Raw genomic sequence first — 16,315 nt, 5'->3', positions numbered from 1 at the left:
AGAGACGACTGATCAGTCGATCAGGCGCCTTCGCAAGCTCCGTCGTTGGCAGCGGTGACGGCGAGGAACACAGCGGTGTCGAGATCGTCGCCGTTGCCGGCGATGCCGTCGGGACCAGCCGTGCTCACGAAGGTCCAGTTCGCCGTGTTGACGTCGGTCTTCAGGAAGTCCGGGACCAGATCGCCGGGAGCGGCGTTGGTGCCGAGCGTGGCCGGGTCGCTCTGGTTCTGAGCGTAGTACGACTCGATGGCCGTATCGAGGGTGCGACGCTCGACTGCGCAAGCGTTCTCCTGGCCCTGGTCGGTGATGCCGCGAACTGCGAACACGGTGACCGTGGCGAGGATGCCGAGGATGACGATGACGATGAGGAGTTCGACGAGGGTGAATCCCTTGTCCTGGTTCTTGTTCATGATTCTGCGTTTCCTTCCGCTGATGAATCTCAATTGGAGTTGTTGTAGATGGCTCCGTGAGAACATCTCCCGTAGCGCACTGAATGTTTCGGTCCAGGCGCTGAGAACCTTGAACGGTTTTCCGAAAAAACTTTGCCGAAAATGTTTAGCCCCAGCTCAGAGGGCTCCCGATTCCCAAGAATCAATTTGGGCTCAAGTCGATCCGCCGCGCGCCCGATGCCTCTTACATGCCCACGCACGTGTGTGAGGGCAGAGGCAACACAATCGGATCGACACCCACGAGTAGGAACAACATGTTCGGTAAGACAAGAGACATCGACGAGATCGACAACGACCTCGGCGTCGAGCAGTTCTTCGGTGACGAAGCAGCTGCGGCAGAAGTGGTGCGGGTCGACGACCTCCACCATCGAGTCACGCAGGTCGAGCAACAGATCAGCAGCCAGTTCACGTCGATGGCCGCGTACGCACAGATCGCTCAGGAACAGATCGAGACCGCTCGGTCGGAGGCGAAGCACGCCACCGAGCGCACCGAACGTCGCATGACCGAGCTGATCGAGCGCGAGCGTGCCGATCGCATCGAAGCATCAGGCACCGCCGCCCCGGCCGCCGGCTCCGCATGGACCGCCCCCGACGTCGCCGCCCGACTCGACACGCTCGAGCGCAGCGTCGCCGAGATCAAGCACGGCCTCAACGAGTGCCTGGCCCGCCAGAAGGCCCTGGCCGACGCGATCACCGCACTCTTCGAACCTCAGACGAACGCCGGCCACGCTGCGGAATCCGGCACCCACGCCGACGCCACGCTCGACGGCGCAACCGACGACTCGGCCCCCGGCGACGCGATCCTTCCCCCGCCCGCTTCGAACGAGCCCATCGGCGGCCTCTCGATCATCTGAGTCCCATCGGGCAACGCGCCCGAAACACACGCATCGCAGGACCCGATCCGAACCTGCGAGTGCAATCACGAGGTGCCAGCACCGTCCGGTCGACACGACCGATGACGGCACGCCTGGCACCTCGTGCGTTTTCGCCTCGACACGTCCGACTCGGTGAGGTGTCAACTCAGTCTTCTGCGATGTGGATCTCGAACACCGGGAAACCGCTGGCGACGGCGAGGAGTTCGTCGTCGGACGAGTCCTTCGTGATGCCGTCGAAGAACTTGCCGACCTCGAACGCCCACTCGGCGAGATAGGCGCGGATGATCGGAGCCTTGTCGGCATCGGCGAGTTCGGTCGCGGTGAAGACGGTGCGGCGACGGCCTCGGCGGAGGCGGCCCGTGCCGGCCACGCGGAGGTTGCGGACCCATTGGGTGTGCCCGCGCGGCGCCACGAGGTACGTACGCCCGTCGAGAGCGAGTGGATTGACCGGCACCTCCCGCCACTCCCCGCTCACCCGCCCCTGCACTTCGAGCACCCGCGACCCTCGGACGCTGATGCCGAGTCGGGTGAGCCCGGCGACGATCGGGTTGGCGAGCCGCTTCGTCAGCTTGTCGGGCTCGAGGTAGCGCTCGACGGCCTGCGTCGATTCGGATGCCGCTGGCGCGGCGGTCATCACGGTCGTGGCGGCCCTGGCGCTGCTGTTGGTCTCGTTCATCTGGTTGCTCCTCATCGTTTAAAGAGCGGTGCTCTCGTTTCGTTGATTCACACTCAACACCCCCACCAGCGAAAAAGCAAGAGCACTGCTCTCTTTTCTGGCTCGGTGTATGTCACACTGCAGCGGTGGCAACGAAACCGACCTCACGAGCGCAAGCGCGCATCGACATGAACCGGGAGATCATGCGGGTCGGTCGAGAGCAACTCGCCGAGGTCGGTGCCGCCGCGCTGTCGCTGCGGGCGGTCGCCCGCGAACTCGGCATCGTGTCGTCGGCCATCTACCGCTACGTCGCGAGTCGAGACGAACTGCTCACGAGGCTGATCGACGACGCCTACAACTCGCTCGGCGACGCAGTCGAGGCCGACACCGCAGCCACCGCAGACGAGCGGGCGGAGGCCCGGTGGGTGAGTGCCGCGCTCACCATCCGCTCGTGGGCGCTCGACCACCCGCACGAGTACTCGCTGCTCTACGGCTCGCCGGTGCCCGGCTACGCGGCCCCCGAACAGACCGCCGTGTCGGGCACGCGGGCGACGCGCGCCCTCGTTGCGATCGTCGCCGATGCGCGCCGCAACCGGCAGTTGGCGACGAGGCGATCGGCTCCCATCGACGTCGGCGCCGATCTCGCCGCCGACTTCGCCACCCTCCGATCCGCTGTCGATCTCGACGTCGACGACACCGTCGTGCTCGACGTGCTCATCGCGTGGAGCCAACTGTTCGGCCTGGTCAGCTTCGAGCTCTTCAACCAGACACGCGGCGTCGTCACCCACCACGAGGCCCTCTTCGAGACGGCGGCGCGTCGACTCGCAGGAGTCATCGGGCTCAGCTGAACCGACGAGCACGCGCTCCGACGAGCGTCGGACGAGGGGCGAGCGTTACGGTCGGCGCGACGACCTGACTGGGAGTTGACGTATGACGAACCCGTTCAACGCCGTGCTCGACACGGTGCTCGACCTCACACCGACGAGCGACGACTCGGGAGCGCGCCGCCGCTTCCCGACGATGCCGATCGGCCAAGCGGTCGACATGGGCACGTCCCCCGACGGCACCCCGCTGATCGACCCGCGCATCTTCGACAGCCGAGAGTTCCAACGCAACCCGTACCCGTACTACCGGATCATGCGCGACCACCATCCGGTGTTCCACGACCGACTGCACAACTGCTACTACGTCACCCGCTACGCCGACATCACCGCCGGCTACTTCGACGAGATCGGATTCAACACCATCCCGAAGGGCTCGTCGTCGGGCGTGCTCGGCAACACCCAACTCGAGTTGAGCGGCCTGGAACACCGTCGCCGCCGCAACATCTACGGCCGCCACCTCGTCGGCGCCGCCCTCACCAAACGGCTCCACGCGCTGCGCGACATCGCCGACGAACTCATCGCCGAGTGGTGGGACCCCGACCATCCGAAGAACGCGCCGGGCGAGCACGGCAGCCGCATCGAGATCGACCACGAGTCGGGAACCGCGCTCATCGAACTCGGGCGTTGCTTCGCCAACGAGTTCCCGATCAGCGTCGTCGCACAGGTCCTCGGCATTCCCCAAGACATGCGAGAGCAGTTCACGTGGTGGTACGACGCGATGATGTCGGGGCTCGGCGGCAGCGACACCCACCACGACGGACTCGTCGCCCGCGACGATCTCGAGCAGTACCTCGAATCGCTCGTCGAAGAGCGGCGGACCACCCCGACCTTCCTCTACGACGAGGCGGGCAACGAGATCTGCATGGACATCATCTCCGAGCTGTGCCACTCGAAGATCGACGGCGACGTCATGTCGACCGAGGAGATCACCTCGTTCGCCGCACTCGTCGTCGGCGGCGGCGGCGAGACCACCCGCGGGGCCATCATGAACCTCTGGTACCTGCTCCTCCAACACCCCGACCAGTTCGAGCAGGTGCGCGCCGACCCGAGCATCTGGAACGCGGCGTTCCACGAGATGCTGCGCCACTCGACATCGATCGGCGGGCAACCACGCCACAACACGTTCGACATCGAACTGCACGGCGTCACCATCCCCGCCGGCTCGCTCATCAACATGGTCGACGTGTCGGCCAACCACGACGACCGGATCTTCGCCGACCCCGAGCGCTTCGACATCTTTCGCACCGATCTCTACAGCGAGAAGATCCTCCGCTCCGGCCACGACGGTGGCGGTCCCGACGGCGACGGGCGCTACAGCCACATGGCGTTCGGCGTCGGCCCACACCTCTGCCCCGGCGCCTGGATCTCCCACCAGGAAGCGGCGATCGGATCCGAACTCCTCGCTCCCGTACTGCGGAATGTCCGCATCGAGACCGACCGCATGCCGAAGAACCCGACGGCAGATGTCGACGGCATCGAACTCGCCCCGATCGGACTCGGAGCCATCCGAGAACTCTGGCTCCGCTTCGATACATCGGCCGTTGGTATGCAGAACGCCGGCGACACCACTGCCAGGCCCGCACATGAGTGACGCTCTGACACCCGACAATGCGACATCGGCTGTTGGTATGCACAACGCCGGCGAGACCACCGTCAGGCCCGCACATGCATGACGCCCGCGGACCCGACAACGCAACAGCGGCCGTTGGCATGCAGAACGCCGGCGACACCACTGCCAGGCCCGCACATGAGTGACGCTGCGTATACGAACCAGCACGACGACGAACCGTTGCCGGCGGCGGGGTATCGAACGTACGAAGTGTTCCAGCGCGAGCGTGTGGGAGAGACCACCAACCTCGTGTCACCCCGTGAGCTCGTCGACGACGAGATGCTCACCGACCCGTACCGAGCCCTCGGCGTCCTGCGCGAAAACTACCCGTGCTACCGCGACTGGAAGAACAACCGCTTCTGGCTCACCCGCTACGACGACGTCACGTCGGTGTTCGTCGACGACGCCAACTTCGAGACCCGGCCGAAACGATCACGCATCGTCGGCTCCTCAGCCGACCGCGGCCGCGACCTGTGGAGCCACGTTGCCGTGCTCGACGCACACGCCACCCGCATCGACGACGCACTCGACATTGCGATCGAACGATGCCTCGCCGACCTCACGCCCGCCTGCGATCTCGCCACCGAGTTCGCGGCGCGGCTGCCGCTCGAACTCTGGGGAGCCGTCCTCGACCTCGACGCCGAACAACTCACTCGGTTCGCCGCGCTCACCTGGAGGCTGCAACGTGGCCTCGGATGGGACCCGGTCGCGCAGGTCGACGCCACCGCCGCGTGGGAGGAGATGGTCGACCTCGTCACACCGCTCTTCGAACGTCGTCGGCACGAACCCGGTGACGACCTCATCAGCGCGATCGCCCGACTCGACCTCGGCGAACGACCTCCCACGCCGACCGATGTCGTCGCCACCGTCGTCGAAGCCGACCACGAGACGCTGCACGGCGGCCTCGCCAACCTCTGGTGCCTACTCCTCACGCATCGCGAACAACTCGACCGGGTCCGCGCCGACCCGCGGCTGATGAAGTTCGCCTGGCTCGAAGCGCTTCGGCACAGCCCCCCGGTCCAGTCGGCCGAGCGCTACGCCCGCCGCGAGGTCGAGCGATTCGGACGCCTGCTACCCGACGGCGCGCTCGTCCATCTGTCGGCAGCGGCGGCGAACCGCGACCCACGCGCCTTCAGCGATCCCGACGACTTCGTGGTCGGTCGGCGCGATCTGTGCCAGCGCGAACCGCGCGGTCAGTACCGCGCCGACGGACTCCCGTCGGGCATCGCGTTCGGGATGGGGAAGCCGTCGATCCATCCTGCGGTGCCCAAGGAACGACCGCGATCGATCTACGCGATCACGCGTGATGTCGCGGTCGCTGCGTCGACCCGGTTGCTCGAGCGCTGGCCCGTCCTCGATCTGGCCGACGGCGCCGAGCCCACCATGCGCTCGCTGCGCCTCGGCGAGATGTACACCTGCTGGCGACTTCCCGTCCGCCTCCGCTGATCCGGAGTCGCCGGGCGCGTCACTCGGGCGGGGGCATCACACAGTCGTAGCCGGCGTACAGACCGATGCTGTTGGCCGTGCGACCGTCGCGGCCTTCGGCGAGCAGCTCCGACACGATCTGCGCGATCTGCGCCGGTGTCATCCACTTCGCGACGTACTCCGGATCGGGATCGCCTCGGAAGTAGTTGCGGATCATCTCGGTGTCGGTGGCACCCATGCAGATGTTGTTCACGCGCACCCGGTGCTTCGCCAATGACTTCGCCCAGTCGAAGGTGAACCCGTTCAGCGCCCACTTCGCGGCGTTGTAGATGTCCATGGCGCCGTGCCCGTGATGACGGTCGCAGTCGGGGCACGGTTTGACGTGATCGGTCGAGATGTTGACGATGTTGCCGCCGAGCGAACCTCGGGTGGCGTCGGCCATGATCGGGGCGACGGCGCGGCCGAACAGGAATGCACCCTTCGTGTTGGAGTCGAACAACCGGTCGAAGTCGGCTTCGGCATCGGCCCAGTCGTCGGCCGGACCCGACTTCTTCACTTCGCCCGCGTTGTTGATCAGGACGTCGATCGAGCCGTGTGCAGCAACCGTCCCGTCGACGACTGAGCGGACGTGCGCTGCGTCGGCGACGTCGCCGACGAACCCGGTCGCGCCGATCTCCGCGGCGACGTCGAGCACCGATTCCTGTCGATCGGTGACCGCCACCACGCACCCGTCGTCGACGAGCCGCTCGGCGATCGCACGCCCGATGCCCTGGGCTGCGCCGGTCACGATGGCGACCTGTCCTGCGAGTGTGTCCACCAGTCTCCCCCTTCGGGGATCGAGACGGACGACCCCCGAGCGACCGTACCGATCCGGAGGTCGACAGCTCCGACCGAAGCATCGGCGCGCCACTCGGACACGATCGACGACTCCGGTCGACGACGAAGAGGGTCGGTCGCGTACGGTCGCGACCATGGAACTCGACGAGTGGTTGGCCGACACCGATGCGCTCGCCGCGCTCGATGCTGCCTATGCCGCAGCGTGGGAAGCCACCGATTCCGAACTGCTGGCGCTGTGCCGCGATCGCATGGCGATGCTCCTTCGTCACCAACCCACGCTCGACTCGCTGACCGACGACGACCGACGAGAACTCTCGGCCTGGCCGACGTCGACCACGCTCACCGACGTGCAGCGCGCCGCACTCGACTTCACCGAGCAGTACGTCGTCGACGTCTCCTCGCTCACCGATGCGCACGCCGACGCGCTACGAGCGCACCTCGACGACTCGGCGTTCGCCACGTTCGTCAACGCGCTCCTCGTCATCGAGCAGCGCATGAGCCTCGAACTCGTCCTGGGAGGCGTGCTGTGAGATCGGCACGCATCGGCGCCGACGCACGACCCGACCGAGCGCTCGTCGGTGCGCTCATGGAGTTCGCCGCCGCTGCCGTTCGCAACGACGCCATCGATCCGATCACCACCGAGCTGGTCCGACTCCGCTGCGCGACGTATCACGACTGCCACACTTGACTGTCGCTCCGCTCGGCAGTTGCCAAGCAGCACGGACTCGACGAAGACCTCGTCGCACAACTCACGTCGAACGACCCCGACCTCACCGAAGCGCAACTCGTCGCACTGGAGTTGGCCGACGCGCTGATCATCGACCCGGCGGGCGTCACCCCCGAACTCCGGCAGCGTCTGCACCAGCACTACTCGCGTGAGCAGATCATCGAGCTGTCGCTCGACGTGCTCAAGTGGAGCTATCAGAAGGTGCCGGTCGCGCTCGGCACCGACCGAGAGGTCGTTCCGGGCGAGCTGACCGATCTGTCCTTCGACGCCGACGGCAACTGGATCCGACCGGGCTCCTGAGCCGTCACCCCTGAACCTCGGCATACGCCGATGTCGACAGCTCGCGCCGCTCGTCTCGATTCGCGCCGAGGGGTGCGACCTACGCTCGGATCAAGCCATCGGAGGACACCATGACCAAGCAGACCAGCGAGACCGTCGAGCGATCGTTCTGTCGCATCTGCCACGCGGCGTGCCCCGTCAACGTGCACCTCGACGAAGGACGCGTCGTCAAGATCACCGGCGTCGACGACGACCCGCTCTTCAAGGGTTACACCTGCGTGAAGGGTCGCCAACTCCCCGACCAGATCCACGACCCGGCTCGCCTTCGCACCGCCCTCAAGCGCAACCCGAACGGCACGCTCGAGGAGATCGCGAGCAGCGACGCACTCGACGAGGTCGCCGCGAAACTCCAGGCGATCATCGACGAGCACGGGCCACGCGCCGTGGCGTCGTACACCGGAACCGGCGGCTACCAGAACGCGCCGTCGCACCCCACCGCTGCCGCGTTCCACCGGGCGATCGGATCGATCAGTTACTACACGTCGGTCACGATCGACCAGCCGATGAAGGCAACCGCGCCGATGCGCATGGGCATGTGGGAGGGCGGCCCGCAGAACTTCAGCACCGCCGACGTGATGCTGGCGATCGGCTACAACCCGATGGTGTCGAGCTATGCGCCCTACGGCGGGCTGCAGGGGACCGACCCGTTCCAGACGCTCCGGCTCCGCAAGGAAGAGGGTCTGAAGGTCATCGTCATCGACCCGCGCAAGACCGAACTCGCACGCCAAGCCGACATCCACCTGCAGGTCAAGCCCGGCGAGGATCCGGCGCTGCTCGCCTCGCTCATCCACGTCATCCTCGCCGAGGATCTCCACGACGCAGAGTTCTGCGACCGCTGGGTCGAGCCCGGCCATCTCGACGAGCTCCGCGCCGCGGTCGACGACTTCACACCTGCCTACGCCGCCGAGCGCTGCGGGGTCGACGCCGACGACATCGTGGCGGCCGCCCGCATGTTCGCCGCCGGCCCGACCGGCGCGAGCGGTTCGGGCACCGGCCCGAGCATGTCGCCCCACGCCAGCCTGATGGAACACCTCTCGCTGAGCCTCAACGTGCTGTGTGGCCGGTTCCTGCGCGAAGGCGAGCAGATGGATTCCGGCGGTCTGCTCCCGCCCGCCGCGCCGAAGCGAGCCCAGGTGATCGGCCCGTTCGGCAACCCGAAGGGCCCGCAGAGTCGCTTCCGCGAACTGCACGGCTACAACGGCGAGATGCCCTGCGCGACGCTCGCGCAGGAGATCATCACCCCCGGACCCGAACAGGTCCGAGCGCTGATCGTCAACGGTGGTAACCCGGTGGCCGCGTGGCCCGACCAGACCAAGTCGCTCGAGGCGATGGAAGCGCTCGAGCTGTTGATCGTCATCGACCATCGCATGACTCAGACGGCCGACTTCGCCGACTACGTCTTCGCTCCACGCCTGTCGCTCGAACGCGCCGATGTTCCGCCGTTCATGGACCGTTGGTTCCGCCAGCCGTACGCCTGCTACACGCCGGCCGTCGTCGAACCCGAGGGTGACCTGCTCAACGACTGGGAGGTCTACTGGGAGATCGCCGAACGCCTCGGCGTCGACATCACCCTCGCGGGCGGGCCCATCCCACACCGCAACGCCGACGGCTCACGACCGACTGACGACGAGGTGCTCGATCTCGTCTACGCGAAGTCGCGCGTTCCTCTCGACGAGGTGCGAGCGAAGAACGGCACTCTGGTTCCCGAGCACGCCATCACGATCGCACCGGCCGATCCCGATGCGAGCGGCCGGTTCCAGATCGCGCTGAGCGACCACATGGAGGAGCTCGCCGACGTCCGCAACGAGACCACGTCGGCCGAAGTGATGCGTGGGTTCGATCCCGACGTGCACACGTTCCGTCTCATCAGCCGTCGGCTCAAGTCGCACCTCAACTCGCTCGGTCGCGAGCTTCCCGGACTCCAACGGAAGAACTCGACCAACTACGCGTACATGAACCCTGCCGACATGGATGAGCTCGGCATCGTCGACGACGACCTCGTCAAGATCGCCTCGCCGCACGCCGAACTGGTCGGTGTGGTCAAGGCTGCGCCCGACGTGCGACGCTCCGTCATCTCGATGGCCCACAGCTGGGGGTCGTCGACCGGCACCGACGAGAAGGTCCGTGACATCGGGTCGCCGACCAACCGGTTGATCGATGTCGAGAACGGCTACTGCACCATCACCGGCCAGGCGATCCAGTCGGCGATCCCCGTCAGCGTCGAACCCATCTCCGAATCCGCCCTCGTCGGCTGACCGCGCCGCTTGTTTCCCTCGGACCCGGTCGAAAAGAAACATCCGCTTGTTTCCTTCGGACCGGGTCGAAAAGAAACAACCGGGAGAGCGTCGGCCGGTTGACGCTGCGCTGGCGGTCGTCGTGTAGCACGGAGCCCATGATCGACCTCATCAAGAAAGTCACGAAGAAGGCAGGCCACGACCTGGAGCCGGGCGAGCAGGTGCTCGACGCGCGCATCATCCAGCCGGCCGGTCAAGCGCTGCGCCAGGCGGTAGCAGCGGGGGCGTTCGCACAGCTGGGGTCGACGGCGAAGGTCGTGATGGATCGTCGCACCGCCAAGTTCACCAACGAGCAACGGGCCGAGCTCGAAGCTGCTGGCGGCATGGCTGCCGACTTCCCGTCGGCGAAGTGCTACTTCACGCTCACCGATCGACGGGTGCTCGTTCATTCGTTCGGCGTGCTGGCGGGAGCGCCGAAGGATCTCCTGGTCACCTATCCGCTGACCGACTTCGCCGGGATCGAAGCGCAGAAGGGAAAGCTCATCGGCAAGATGACGTTGTACATGGCCGACGGTTCGTCGGTGCCGCTCGACATCTTCAAGGGCGGTGGTGATCCCGCCGAACTCGTGCAGCGCTTCAACGACGCGATCGCTCGCGCCGCTGCCTCGCTCTGACCGTCGGCCCCTCGGTCGAGGTCCGAGGGAACACGGTCGGTCAGGTGGTGACGGCGGCTTCGACGATGTCGTAGAGCTGACTGGCGAGTTCGTTGCCGGTCGGCGAGTCGGCCTCGATGACGAGGTAGGCGCCGTAGCCGTCGTCGAGGTCGAGCCACGGCACCGACCCGTAGGCACCGCCGTCGCTGATGTAGCCGGACTCGCGGTCGACCCACCACCCCATGCCGTAGCCGGTGGCTTCGTCGTAGGCGTCGCCGTCGTACGCCTCGGCGATCCGGTCGGCGTGCATCATGTCGAGCGCGTTCTGCGACAGCACCTGCTCGTCGCCACACATGCCACCGCGTAGGTGCATCAACAGCAACTTGCCGTAGTCGCCGGTGGTGACGTAGGCGCCGCCTTCCATGTTCGGATTGTCGGTGGGTGCCAGCGTCGACGGGTCACCGTTGAACGCCGTCGGGTAGTCGAAGCCACCCGTTCCGATCTGCGTGAAGTGGTTGTTGAAGGCGAGCGTCTCGAGCTCACACGGTTGCACGTAGATCTCGTCGATGAGTTGGTCCCACGACTTGCCGGACGCGACCTCGGCGACGGCACCGGCCACCTGCCACTGCGCTCCGCCGTAGTGGAAGGCGGTGTCGGGCGGGAGGATCGCGGCGTCGTCGTCGGTGTTGGTGAAGATCTGCTCGGCGCACTCCTGCAGCGTTCCGTCGGCGACGTACTGGCAGATGTAGGGCGGGTAGCCGACGTCTTGCAGCAGGCCGATGAGTCCGGAGCTGTTCGACACGAGTTGTGCCGGCGTGATGTCGGGGTTGCCGGCACCCCAGTCGACGACGTCGGCGACGGGTGCGTCGATGTCGAGCAACCCGTCGTCGTGGAGGCGTGCGAGCACCCCGGCGGTGATCATCTTGCTCGATGACGCCACGAGGGAGATCCGGTCGGCGTCGAACTCCCCCCAGTGGTCTTCGTAGAGCACGCCGTCGTCGGCGCTCACCACGATGAGGCCGGCGCCGTTGAGACCGCGCTCGTCGACGAACGCCTGCACGATCGGATCGATCGCCGAGAAGTCCGCACCGTCGGGCGCATCGCCGTCACCACCGGTGGCCACGGCGGCGGCATCGTCCTCGTCGAACCCGTCATCGTCGGTCTCGGGTTCAGGCTCCGGCTCCGGCTCCGGCTCCGGTTCTGGTTCCGGCTCCGGTTCTGGTTCTGGTTCCGGCTCGGGTTCTGGCTCTGGCTCGGGCGCTTCGGTCGCCGGCGGCTCCGGTGCTTCGGTCGCCGGTGGCGCAGCCGAGTCGGTCGGCTGCGAGTCGGCATCGGATCCGGCGCATGCCGCCAGCATCAACGTCGCACACGATGCGAGGGCGGCGATTCGACGAAGCGATGTCATGCCTCGAACCTACTGTGGCCCGGTGGCGCCGCCGGACCGGAAACGTGCAGGCGATGGCGACGGCTCGGCCGACTACGGTCCGCGAGAGGGGCACACGATGAGCAGCGACTCCACCGTCGACGATCACGCCGGTCCGCTTCGGCGACGGCTCTACGGGTTGGGGTTCGTCGACGAGTTCGGCCCGCTCTACGCGCTCTACACCGTGCTGTTCCTCGACAACGGGATCACGACCGGCCAGATCTCGACCGTGTTCCTCCTGTGGGCCGCGATCGAGGTGGCGTTCGAGGTGCCGAGCGGTGCGATCGCCGACCTCGTCGACCGACGCACACTGCTGGCGTTCGCGTTCGTGCTCCGCGCCGTGGGCATCTCGGTGTGGCTGATCGAACCGTCGTTCGCCGGGGTGGTGGTCGGCGCTGCGCTGTGGTCGGTCCACCAGTCGCTCGCGAGCGGCGCCTGGGAGGCGATGATCCACGACCAACTCACCGCCGTCGACCAGGCCGGTTCCTACGCCCGCACGATGGCGAGGATGGAACAGTTCAGCGCGATCGGCATCACGCTCGGTGCGCTCGTGGCGACCGGGTTGGTCGCGATCGGCGCGACGATCGTCCAGCTCGGTTGGATCACGGTCGCCGTGCACGCGGTGTCGATCGGGTTGGTACTCACGCTGCCGGACGTTCGCTGGGTCGCCGACGATGACGACGCGGGCCACGACGACGAGCGCGGTGCATTCGAGGCGTGGCGAACGACGCTTCGTGATGGGGTGCGGTACGCGTGGTCGACGCCGGTGGCGCTTCGTTTGATCGCGCTGGGTGCGGTGCTCGAAGGGCTGTATCTGTTCGACGACTACGTTCCGATCCTCGCCGACGAGCGTGGCGCCGACGATGCCGTGATCCCGATCTTCTTCGCCGTCATCTTCGTCGGACTCGTCGTCGGCAACGAGTTCGTCGCGCGGCGGCCACGCGTGAGTGGGCGCGCCGTCGGCGTGAGCATGTGCGTCGGCGCTCTCGCATTGGGCGCGGCGGCGCTGAGTACGTCGATGTGGCCGTTGCTGCTCGTCGGTGTCGGCTACGCGGCGCAGGAGATGACCTGGGCCATCAGTGATGCCCGCTTCCAGGAGCGGCTCCCGCAGTCGACGCGCGCCACGGTCACCAGTGTTCGTTCGTTCTTCGGTGGGGTGGTCGGTATCGCCGCGTTCGGCACGGTGACGCTGTTGTCGACGAGCGAGATCTCGGTGTGGGCGCTCGCCGGCGTGGCCGGTGTCCTCTTCGTGGCCGGGCTCGTCGCCACCCGCTGGATCCCCGAATCGACCGCCACCAACTGACCCGAGCTCACGTCGCCGCCCGCGGAGTCAGCTCGCTGAGCGGGCATCACGGTTTTCGTCTCGCAAGGAAACCGGCGGCGACGTGTACGTGGGTACACGAGCCGCTCGGTTGACGCAGCGAGACGGAAAGCTGGCCCCGCTCAGACGCGTTCGATGATGATGGCGGGAGCCATGCCGCCGCCGGCGCACATGGTGATGAGGCCGACCTGCTTGTCGGTGCGCTCCAACTCGTCGAGCACGGTGCCGATGAGGATGGCGCCGGTTGCACCGATCGGGTGACCGAGCGCCATGGCGCCGCCGTTGACGTTGACCTTGGATCGGTCGAGGTCGAGGTCGCGCTGGAACTTCTCCGACACGACGGCGAACGCTTCGTTGATCTCGAAGAGGTCGATGTCGTCGAGGGTCATGCCGGCGCGTTCGAGGACCTTGCGGGCGGCGGGCACCGGAGCGTTGAGCATGAGCGTCGGGTCGTCGCCCATGTTGGCGGTGGCGACCACGCGGGCTCGCGGTGTGAGGCCGTGTGCCTTGGCGTAGTCGGCGCTGGCAAAGAGGATCGCGGCGGCGCCGTCGACGACGCCGGACGAGTTGCCGGCATGGTGGACGTGCTGGATGTCGACGTCGGGGTACTTCTGGTTGATGAGCTCGCGGAAGGTCTTGGCGTCCTCGGTGTGGCGGTAGTCGGCGATGGCCGGGAAGCTCGGTGCGAGCTGGGCCAGCGATTCGACGGTCGTGCTCGGACGGGGGAACTCTTCGTGGTCGAGGGCGATCGAGCCGTCGAGGTTCATCACCGGGATGAGCGACTTGTCGAAGCGCCCTTCCTTGATGGCGATGTCGGCGCGACGCTGCGATTCGGCGGCGTGCGCGTCGAGGGTTTCGCGCGAGATGCCTTCGATGGTGGCGATGGCGTCGGCGCACACGCCCTGGTGCGACTGCGGGTGGATCTCCTGCAGGTGCATGTTGTTCGCGCCCATCGGCAGCATGCCCTTCTTCGGCATCGACATCATCTCGGTACCGCCCGACACGACGAGGTCTTCCATGCCGGCCATGACGGCGTGCGCGGCGTAGTTGGCGGTCGTGATGCCCGAGCCACAGAAGCGGTCGAGCGTGGCGCCGCTGGCGGTGATGTCGTATCCGGCGTCGAGGGCGGCCATGCGGCCGAGGTCGCCGCCTTGCTCACCCACTTGCGAGCTGGTGCCCCACACGACGTCGTCGACGTCGGCGGTGTCGAACCCGTTGCGCTCGACGAGCGCCTTGAGCACGGTGGAAGCAACATGCTGCGGGTGGAGGTGCGCGAGCGAACCTTTGCCCTGCTTTCCGATTCCGCGGGGTGTGCGGCAGGCGTCGATGATGAGTGCGTCAGACATGTCCACGACGTTACGACGCGCGCGTCGCGCGAAGAGAATGGGAGTCGCCGCCGCCTCACACGTCGCCGGCGTAGCGGAAGGCCTCGGCCACGATCGGCGCCAGGTTCCGGCCGGAGCCGGGGAAGTCGCCGCTCACCGTGATCGCCCACGTGAGTCCGTCGGGTTGCCGCACGGTCATCGCGCTCGTGCTCTCGAGCGTGCCGGTGTGGCCGAACGAGCCGCTGCCGAAGATCATCAGCCCCATGCCGTAGCCCCGGGTGGGCGGTGGCGGGACGATCGTGGTGGTCGTCGTCGTGCCGGGGTCGGTGACCGGCTCGGGTGGAACGGGAGGGTCGACGGTGATGGTCATCATCTCGGCGTGGGCGGCCGGCCCAAGTGGCTTCCAACCCGGGGTGGTCAGGTCGAGCGAGTCGGTGATGCGAGCGATGTCGGTCGGCGAGGCGATCCAGGAACCGGCGGCATCGAGCACCTCCATGTAGTTGCGGCCGTCGTCGGAGTCGTGTTCGACGTCGCCGTCACCGACGTCGAACGTGCTGGCGAGTCGCATGCCGTCGATGCCGAGCGGGTCGAGCAACTCGCGATCGACGACCGCTTCGTAGTCGTCACCGGTGACGTCTTCGATGAGCAATCCGAGCAGGCAGAAGTTGAGGTTGCTGTAGCGGTAGGTGGTGCCGGGCGCTCGTTCGAGTCCGCGCGAGAGTCCGGTGGCTCCCGCCTCCGCGCACGATTCGACCTGTCGTCGGAACATCAGGTTCTCGTACTGGGCGATGCCCGACCGGTGGGTGAGCAGGTGTCGGACGGTGATCGACTCGACGCCTGCGCTCGGTGACGTGACACCGACGAGCGCGGCGAGACGTGGCCCGACGACGTCGTCGATGCCGATCGCCCCGGCTTCGACCAGCTGCAACACGGTGATCGACGTGATCAGCTTGCTGATGCTGGCGATTCGATATCGATCGCCGATCTCGACGGGGTCACCGGCGCTGGTGCGCTCGCCGATGGCGACTTCGTGGACGACCTCCCCGTTGCGGAGCACGGTGGCCGAGACGGCGGAGGAACCGTCGTCGAGGATGGTCATGAGGTGCTGGTCGAAGGCGGGCCAGCCCGACACGACCGGAACCACCGGCACCGGCGCCACGACCGGGATGGTGGTGGGCAGCGCGTCGATCACGGCATCGGAACCGGCCTCGACGATCTCCGACACCACGGTCGAAACGCTCGCCACCGTGTCGGCCGTCGGGCTGATCGTCGACGGCGTCGGATCACCGAGCTCGACCCGCCCGGGGGACGTGGCCGGTGCGTCGCTGTCGTCGGTGGTCCGGACCTCGACGAACACCGCTCGGTCGGATCCCGTGTCACCGATCGTCGACGTCGGAGCGGCGCCCGGAACGGGCACGTCGGCGGCCGAACCGCAGGCCCCGACCACGACAGCGACGACGACAGCGAGCGCGGACAGGCGCATCGAGCGACGTCGACGGGTGGCGGAACTCACGAGCATGGCGAAGGAGACATCGGCAGAACGCGCCGGTGGATTGAAC

Annotated in this window: 16 protein-coding genes; 10 read left to right on the top strand and 6 right to left on the bottom strand. The window is 67.0% G+C overall.

Annotation, left to right across the window (positions count from 1 at the left end; all coding sequences use genetic code 11):
- Nucleotides 1-20: 20 nt before the first annotated feature.
- Nucleotides 21-410 carry a type II secretion system protein gene (locus tag YM304_RS25640; RefSeq protein WP_051071251.1) on the bottom strand — a complete coding sequence of 130 codons (390 nt, stop codon included), beginning with the start codon at nt 408-410 and terminating at the stop codon, nt 21-23.
- A gap of 293 nt (nt 411-703) precedes the next feature.
- On the opposite strand from YM304_RS25640, the gene YM304_RS00965 reads away from it, so the two are divergent.
- Nucleotides 704-1,303 (top strand): hypothetical protein, encoded by a 600-nt coding sequence (locus YM304_RS00965; protein WP_015439755.1) that lies wholly within the window; start codon nt 704-706, stop codon nt 1,301-1,303.
- Nucleotides 1,304-1,469: 166 nt separating this feature from the next.
- Here YM304_RS00965 and YM304_RS00960 read toward each other — a convergent pair whose 3' ends face one another.
- Nucleotides 1,470-2,000: a nitroreductase/quinone reductase family protein gene (locus YM304_RS00960; RefSeq protein ID WP_015439754.1), complete on the bottom strand. Its 531-nt coding sequence runs from the start codon at nt 1,998-2,000 to the stop codon at nt 1,470-1,472.
- 125 nt (nt 2,001-2,125) lie between these two features.
- Between YM304_RS00960 and YM304_RS00955 the strand changes: the two genes are divergently transcribed.
- The 3 genes from YM304_RS00955 (at nt 2,126) to YM304_RS00945 (ending at nt 5,918) form a co-directional block, all read left to right on the top strand.
- Complete coding sequence (locus tag YM304_RS00955) at nt 2,126-2,827, top strand: TetR/AcrR family transcriptional regulator (RefSeq protein WP_015439753.1); 702 nt, start codon at nt 2,126-2,128, stop codon at nt 2,825-2,827.
- An 82-nt stretch (nt 2,828-2,909) separates the two neighbouring features.
- A complete protein-coding gene (locus YM304_RS00950; protein WP_041297874.1) occupies nt 2,910-4,454 on the top strand; it encodes a cytochrome P450 in 1,545 nt (514 codons plus the stop codon).
- Between the two features lie 156 nt (nt 4,455-4,610).
- Nucleotides 4,611-5,918, top strand: coding sequence for a cytochrome P450 (locus YM304_RS00945; RefSeq protein ID WP_041297873.1), 1,308 nt, complete (start codon nt 4,611-4,613; stop codon nt 5,916-5,918).
- 19 nt (nt 5,919-5,937) lie between these two features.
- Here the strand turns inward: YM304_RS00945 and YM304_RS21645 are convergent, their stop codons facing one another.
- Nucleotides 5,938-6,714: an SDR family NAD(P)-dependent oxidoreductase gene (locus YM304_RS21645; protein WP_015439750.1), complete on the bottom strand. Its 777-nt coding sequence runs from the start codon at nt 6,712-6,714 to the stop codon at nt 5,938-5,940.
- 154 nt (nt 6,715-6,868) lie between these two features.
- Between YM304_RS21645 and YM304_RS00935 the strand changes: the two genes are divergently transcribed.
- From YM304_RS00935 to YM304_RS00920, 5 genes are all read left to right on the top strand, one after another.
- Entirely contained in the window at nt 6,869-7,264 is a 396-nt protein-coding gene (locus YM304_RS00935; protein WP_015439749.1) for a carboxymuconolactone decarboxylase family protein, read from the top strand.
- A complete protein-coding gene (locus YM304_RS24480; RefSeq protein WP_015439748.1) occupies nt 7,261-7,422 on the top strand; it encodes a hypothetical protein in 162 nt (53 codons plus the stop codon). Before YM304_RS00935 ends, YM304_RS24480 begins: the two co-directional genes overlap by 4 nt.
- 111 nt (nt 7,423-7,533) lie before the next feature.
- Nucleotides 7,534-7,761, top strand: coding sequence for a carboxymuconolactone decarboxylase family protein (locus YM304_RS00930; RefSeq protein WP_015439747.1), 228 nt, complete (start codon nt 7,534-7,536; stop codon nt 7,759-7,761).
- Between the two features lie 110 nt (nt 7,762-7,871).
- Nucleotides 7,872-10,055, top strand: coding sequence for a molybdopterin-containing oxidoreductase family protein (locus YM304_RS00925; RefSeq protein WP_015439746.1), 2,184 nt, complete (start codon nt 7,872-7,874; stop codon nt 10,053-10,055).
- 137 nt (nt 10,056-10,192) lie between these two features.
- On the top strand, nt 10,193-10,708 hold the full coding sequence (locus YM304_RS00920) for a hypothetical protein (protein WP_015439745.1): 516 nt from the start codon (nt 10,193-10,195) through the stop codon (nt 10,706-10,708).
- Nucleotides 10,709-10,748: 40 nt separating this feature from the next.
- On the opposite strand, the gene YM304_RS00915 is transcribed toward YM304_RS00920, so the two are convergent.
- Complete coding sequence (locus YM304_RS00915) at nt 10,749-12,092, bottom strand: serine hydrolase domain-containing protein (protein WP_015439744.1); 1,344 nt, start codon at nt 12,090-12,092, stop codon at nt 10,749-10,751.
- A gap of 97 nt (nt 12,093-12,189) precedes the next feature.
- On the opposite strand from YM304_RS00915, the gene YM304_RS00910 reads away from it, so the two are divergent.
- The gene (locus YM304_RS00910; RefSeq protein ID WP_015439743.1) at nt 12,190-13,413 is read left to right on the top strand and encodes an MFS transporter; all 1,224 of its coding nucleotides are present in this window, start codon (nt 12,190-12,192) and stop codon (nt 13,411-13,413) included.
- Between the two features lie 140 nt (nt 13,414-13,553).
- On the opposite strand, the gene YM304_RS00905 is transcribed toward YM304_RS00910, so the two are convergent.
- Together YM304_RS00905 and YM304_RS00900 are read right to left on the bottom strand one after the other, a co-directional pair.
- A complete protein-coding gene (locus tag YM304_RS00905) occupies nt 13,554-14,777 on the bottom strand; it encodes an acetyl-CoA C-acetyltransferase (RefSeq protein WP_015439742.1) in 1,224 nt (407 codons plus the stop codon).
- A 55-nt stretch (nt 14,778-14,832) separates the two neighbouring features.
- Nucleotides 14,833-16,239 (bottom strand): serine hydrolase domain-containing protein, encoded by a 1,407-nt coding sequence (locus YM304_RS00900; protein WP_015439741.1) that lies wholly within the window; start codon nt 16,237-16,239, stop codon nt 14,833-14,835.
- Nucleotides 16,240-16,315 lie beyond the last annotated feature (76 nt).

The organism is Ilumatobacter coccineus YM16-304, assembly GCF_000348785.1.
Taxonomy (GTDB): domain Bacteria; phylum Actinomycetota; class Acidimicrobiia; order Acidimicrobiales; family Ilumatobacteraceae; genus Ilumatobacter_A; species Ilumatobacter_A coccineus.
The sequence above is the reverse complement of the archived record's forward strand: the minus strand, read 5'-3'. Positions and strand labels throughout refer to the sequence as shown.

Bases quoted from the DNA above. Each gene is read 5' to 3' on its own strand.
- YM304_RS00900 (WP_015439741.1), bottom strand. From the start codon at position 16,239: ATGCGCCTGTCCGCGCTCGCTGTCGTCGTCGCTGTCGTGGTCGGGGCC.
- YM304_RS00950 (WP_041297874.1), top strand. From the start codon at position 2,910: ATGACGAACCCGTTCAACGCCGTGCTCGACACGGTGCTCGACCTCACA.
- YM304_RS00935 (WP_015439749.1), top strand. From the start codon at position 6,869: ATGGAACTCGACGAGTGGTTGGCCGACACCGATGCGCTCGCCGCGCTC.
- YM304_RS00910 (WP_015439743.1), top strand. From the start codon at position 12,190: ATGAGCAGCGACTCCACCGTCGACGATCACGCCGGTCCGCTTCGGCGA.
- YM304_RS25640 (WP_051071251.1), bottom strand. From the start codon at position 410: ATGAACAAGAACCAGGACAAGGGATTCACCCTCGTCGAACTCCTCATC.
- YM304_RS00945 (WP_041297873.1), top strand. From the start codon at position 4,611: ATGAGTGACGCTGCGTATACGAACCAGCACGACGACGAACCGTTGCCG.
- YM304_RS00960 (WP_015439754.1), bottom strand. From the start codon at position 2,000: ATGAACGAGACCAACAGCAGCGCCAGGGCCGCCACGACCGTGATGACC.
- YM304_RS00905 (WP_015439742.1), bottom strand. From the start codon at position 14,777: ATGTCTGACGCACTCATCATCGACGCCTGCCGCACACCCCGCGGAATC.
- YM304_RS00925 (WP_015439746.1), top strand. From the start codon at position 7,872: ATGACCAAGCAGACCAGCGAGACCGTCGAGCGATCGTTCTGTCGCATC.
- YM304_RS00965 (WP_015439755.1), top strand. From the start codon at position 704: ATGTTCGGTAAGACAAGAGACATCGACGAGATCGACAACGACCTCGGC.
- YM304_RS00920 (WP_015439745.1), top strand. From the start codon at position 10,193: ATGATCGACCTCATCAAGAAAGTCACGAAGAAGGCAGGCCACGACCTG.
- YM304_RS00915 (WP_015439744.1), bottom strand. From the start codon at position 12,092: ATGACATCGCTTCGTCGAATCGCCGCCCTCGCATCGTGTGCGACGTTG.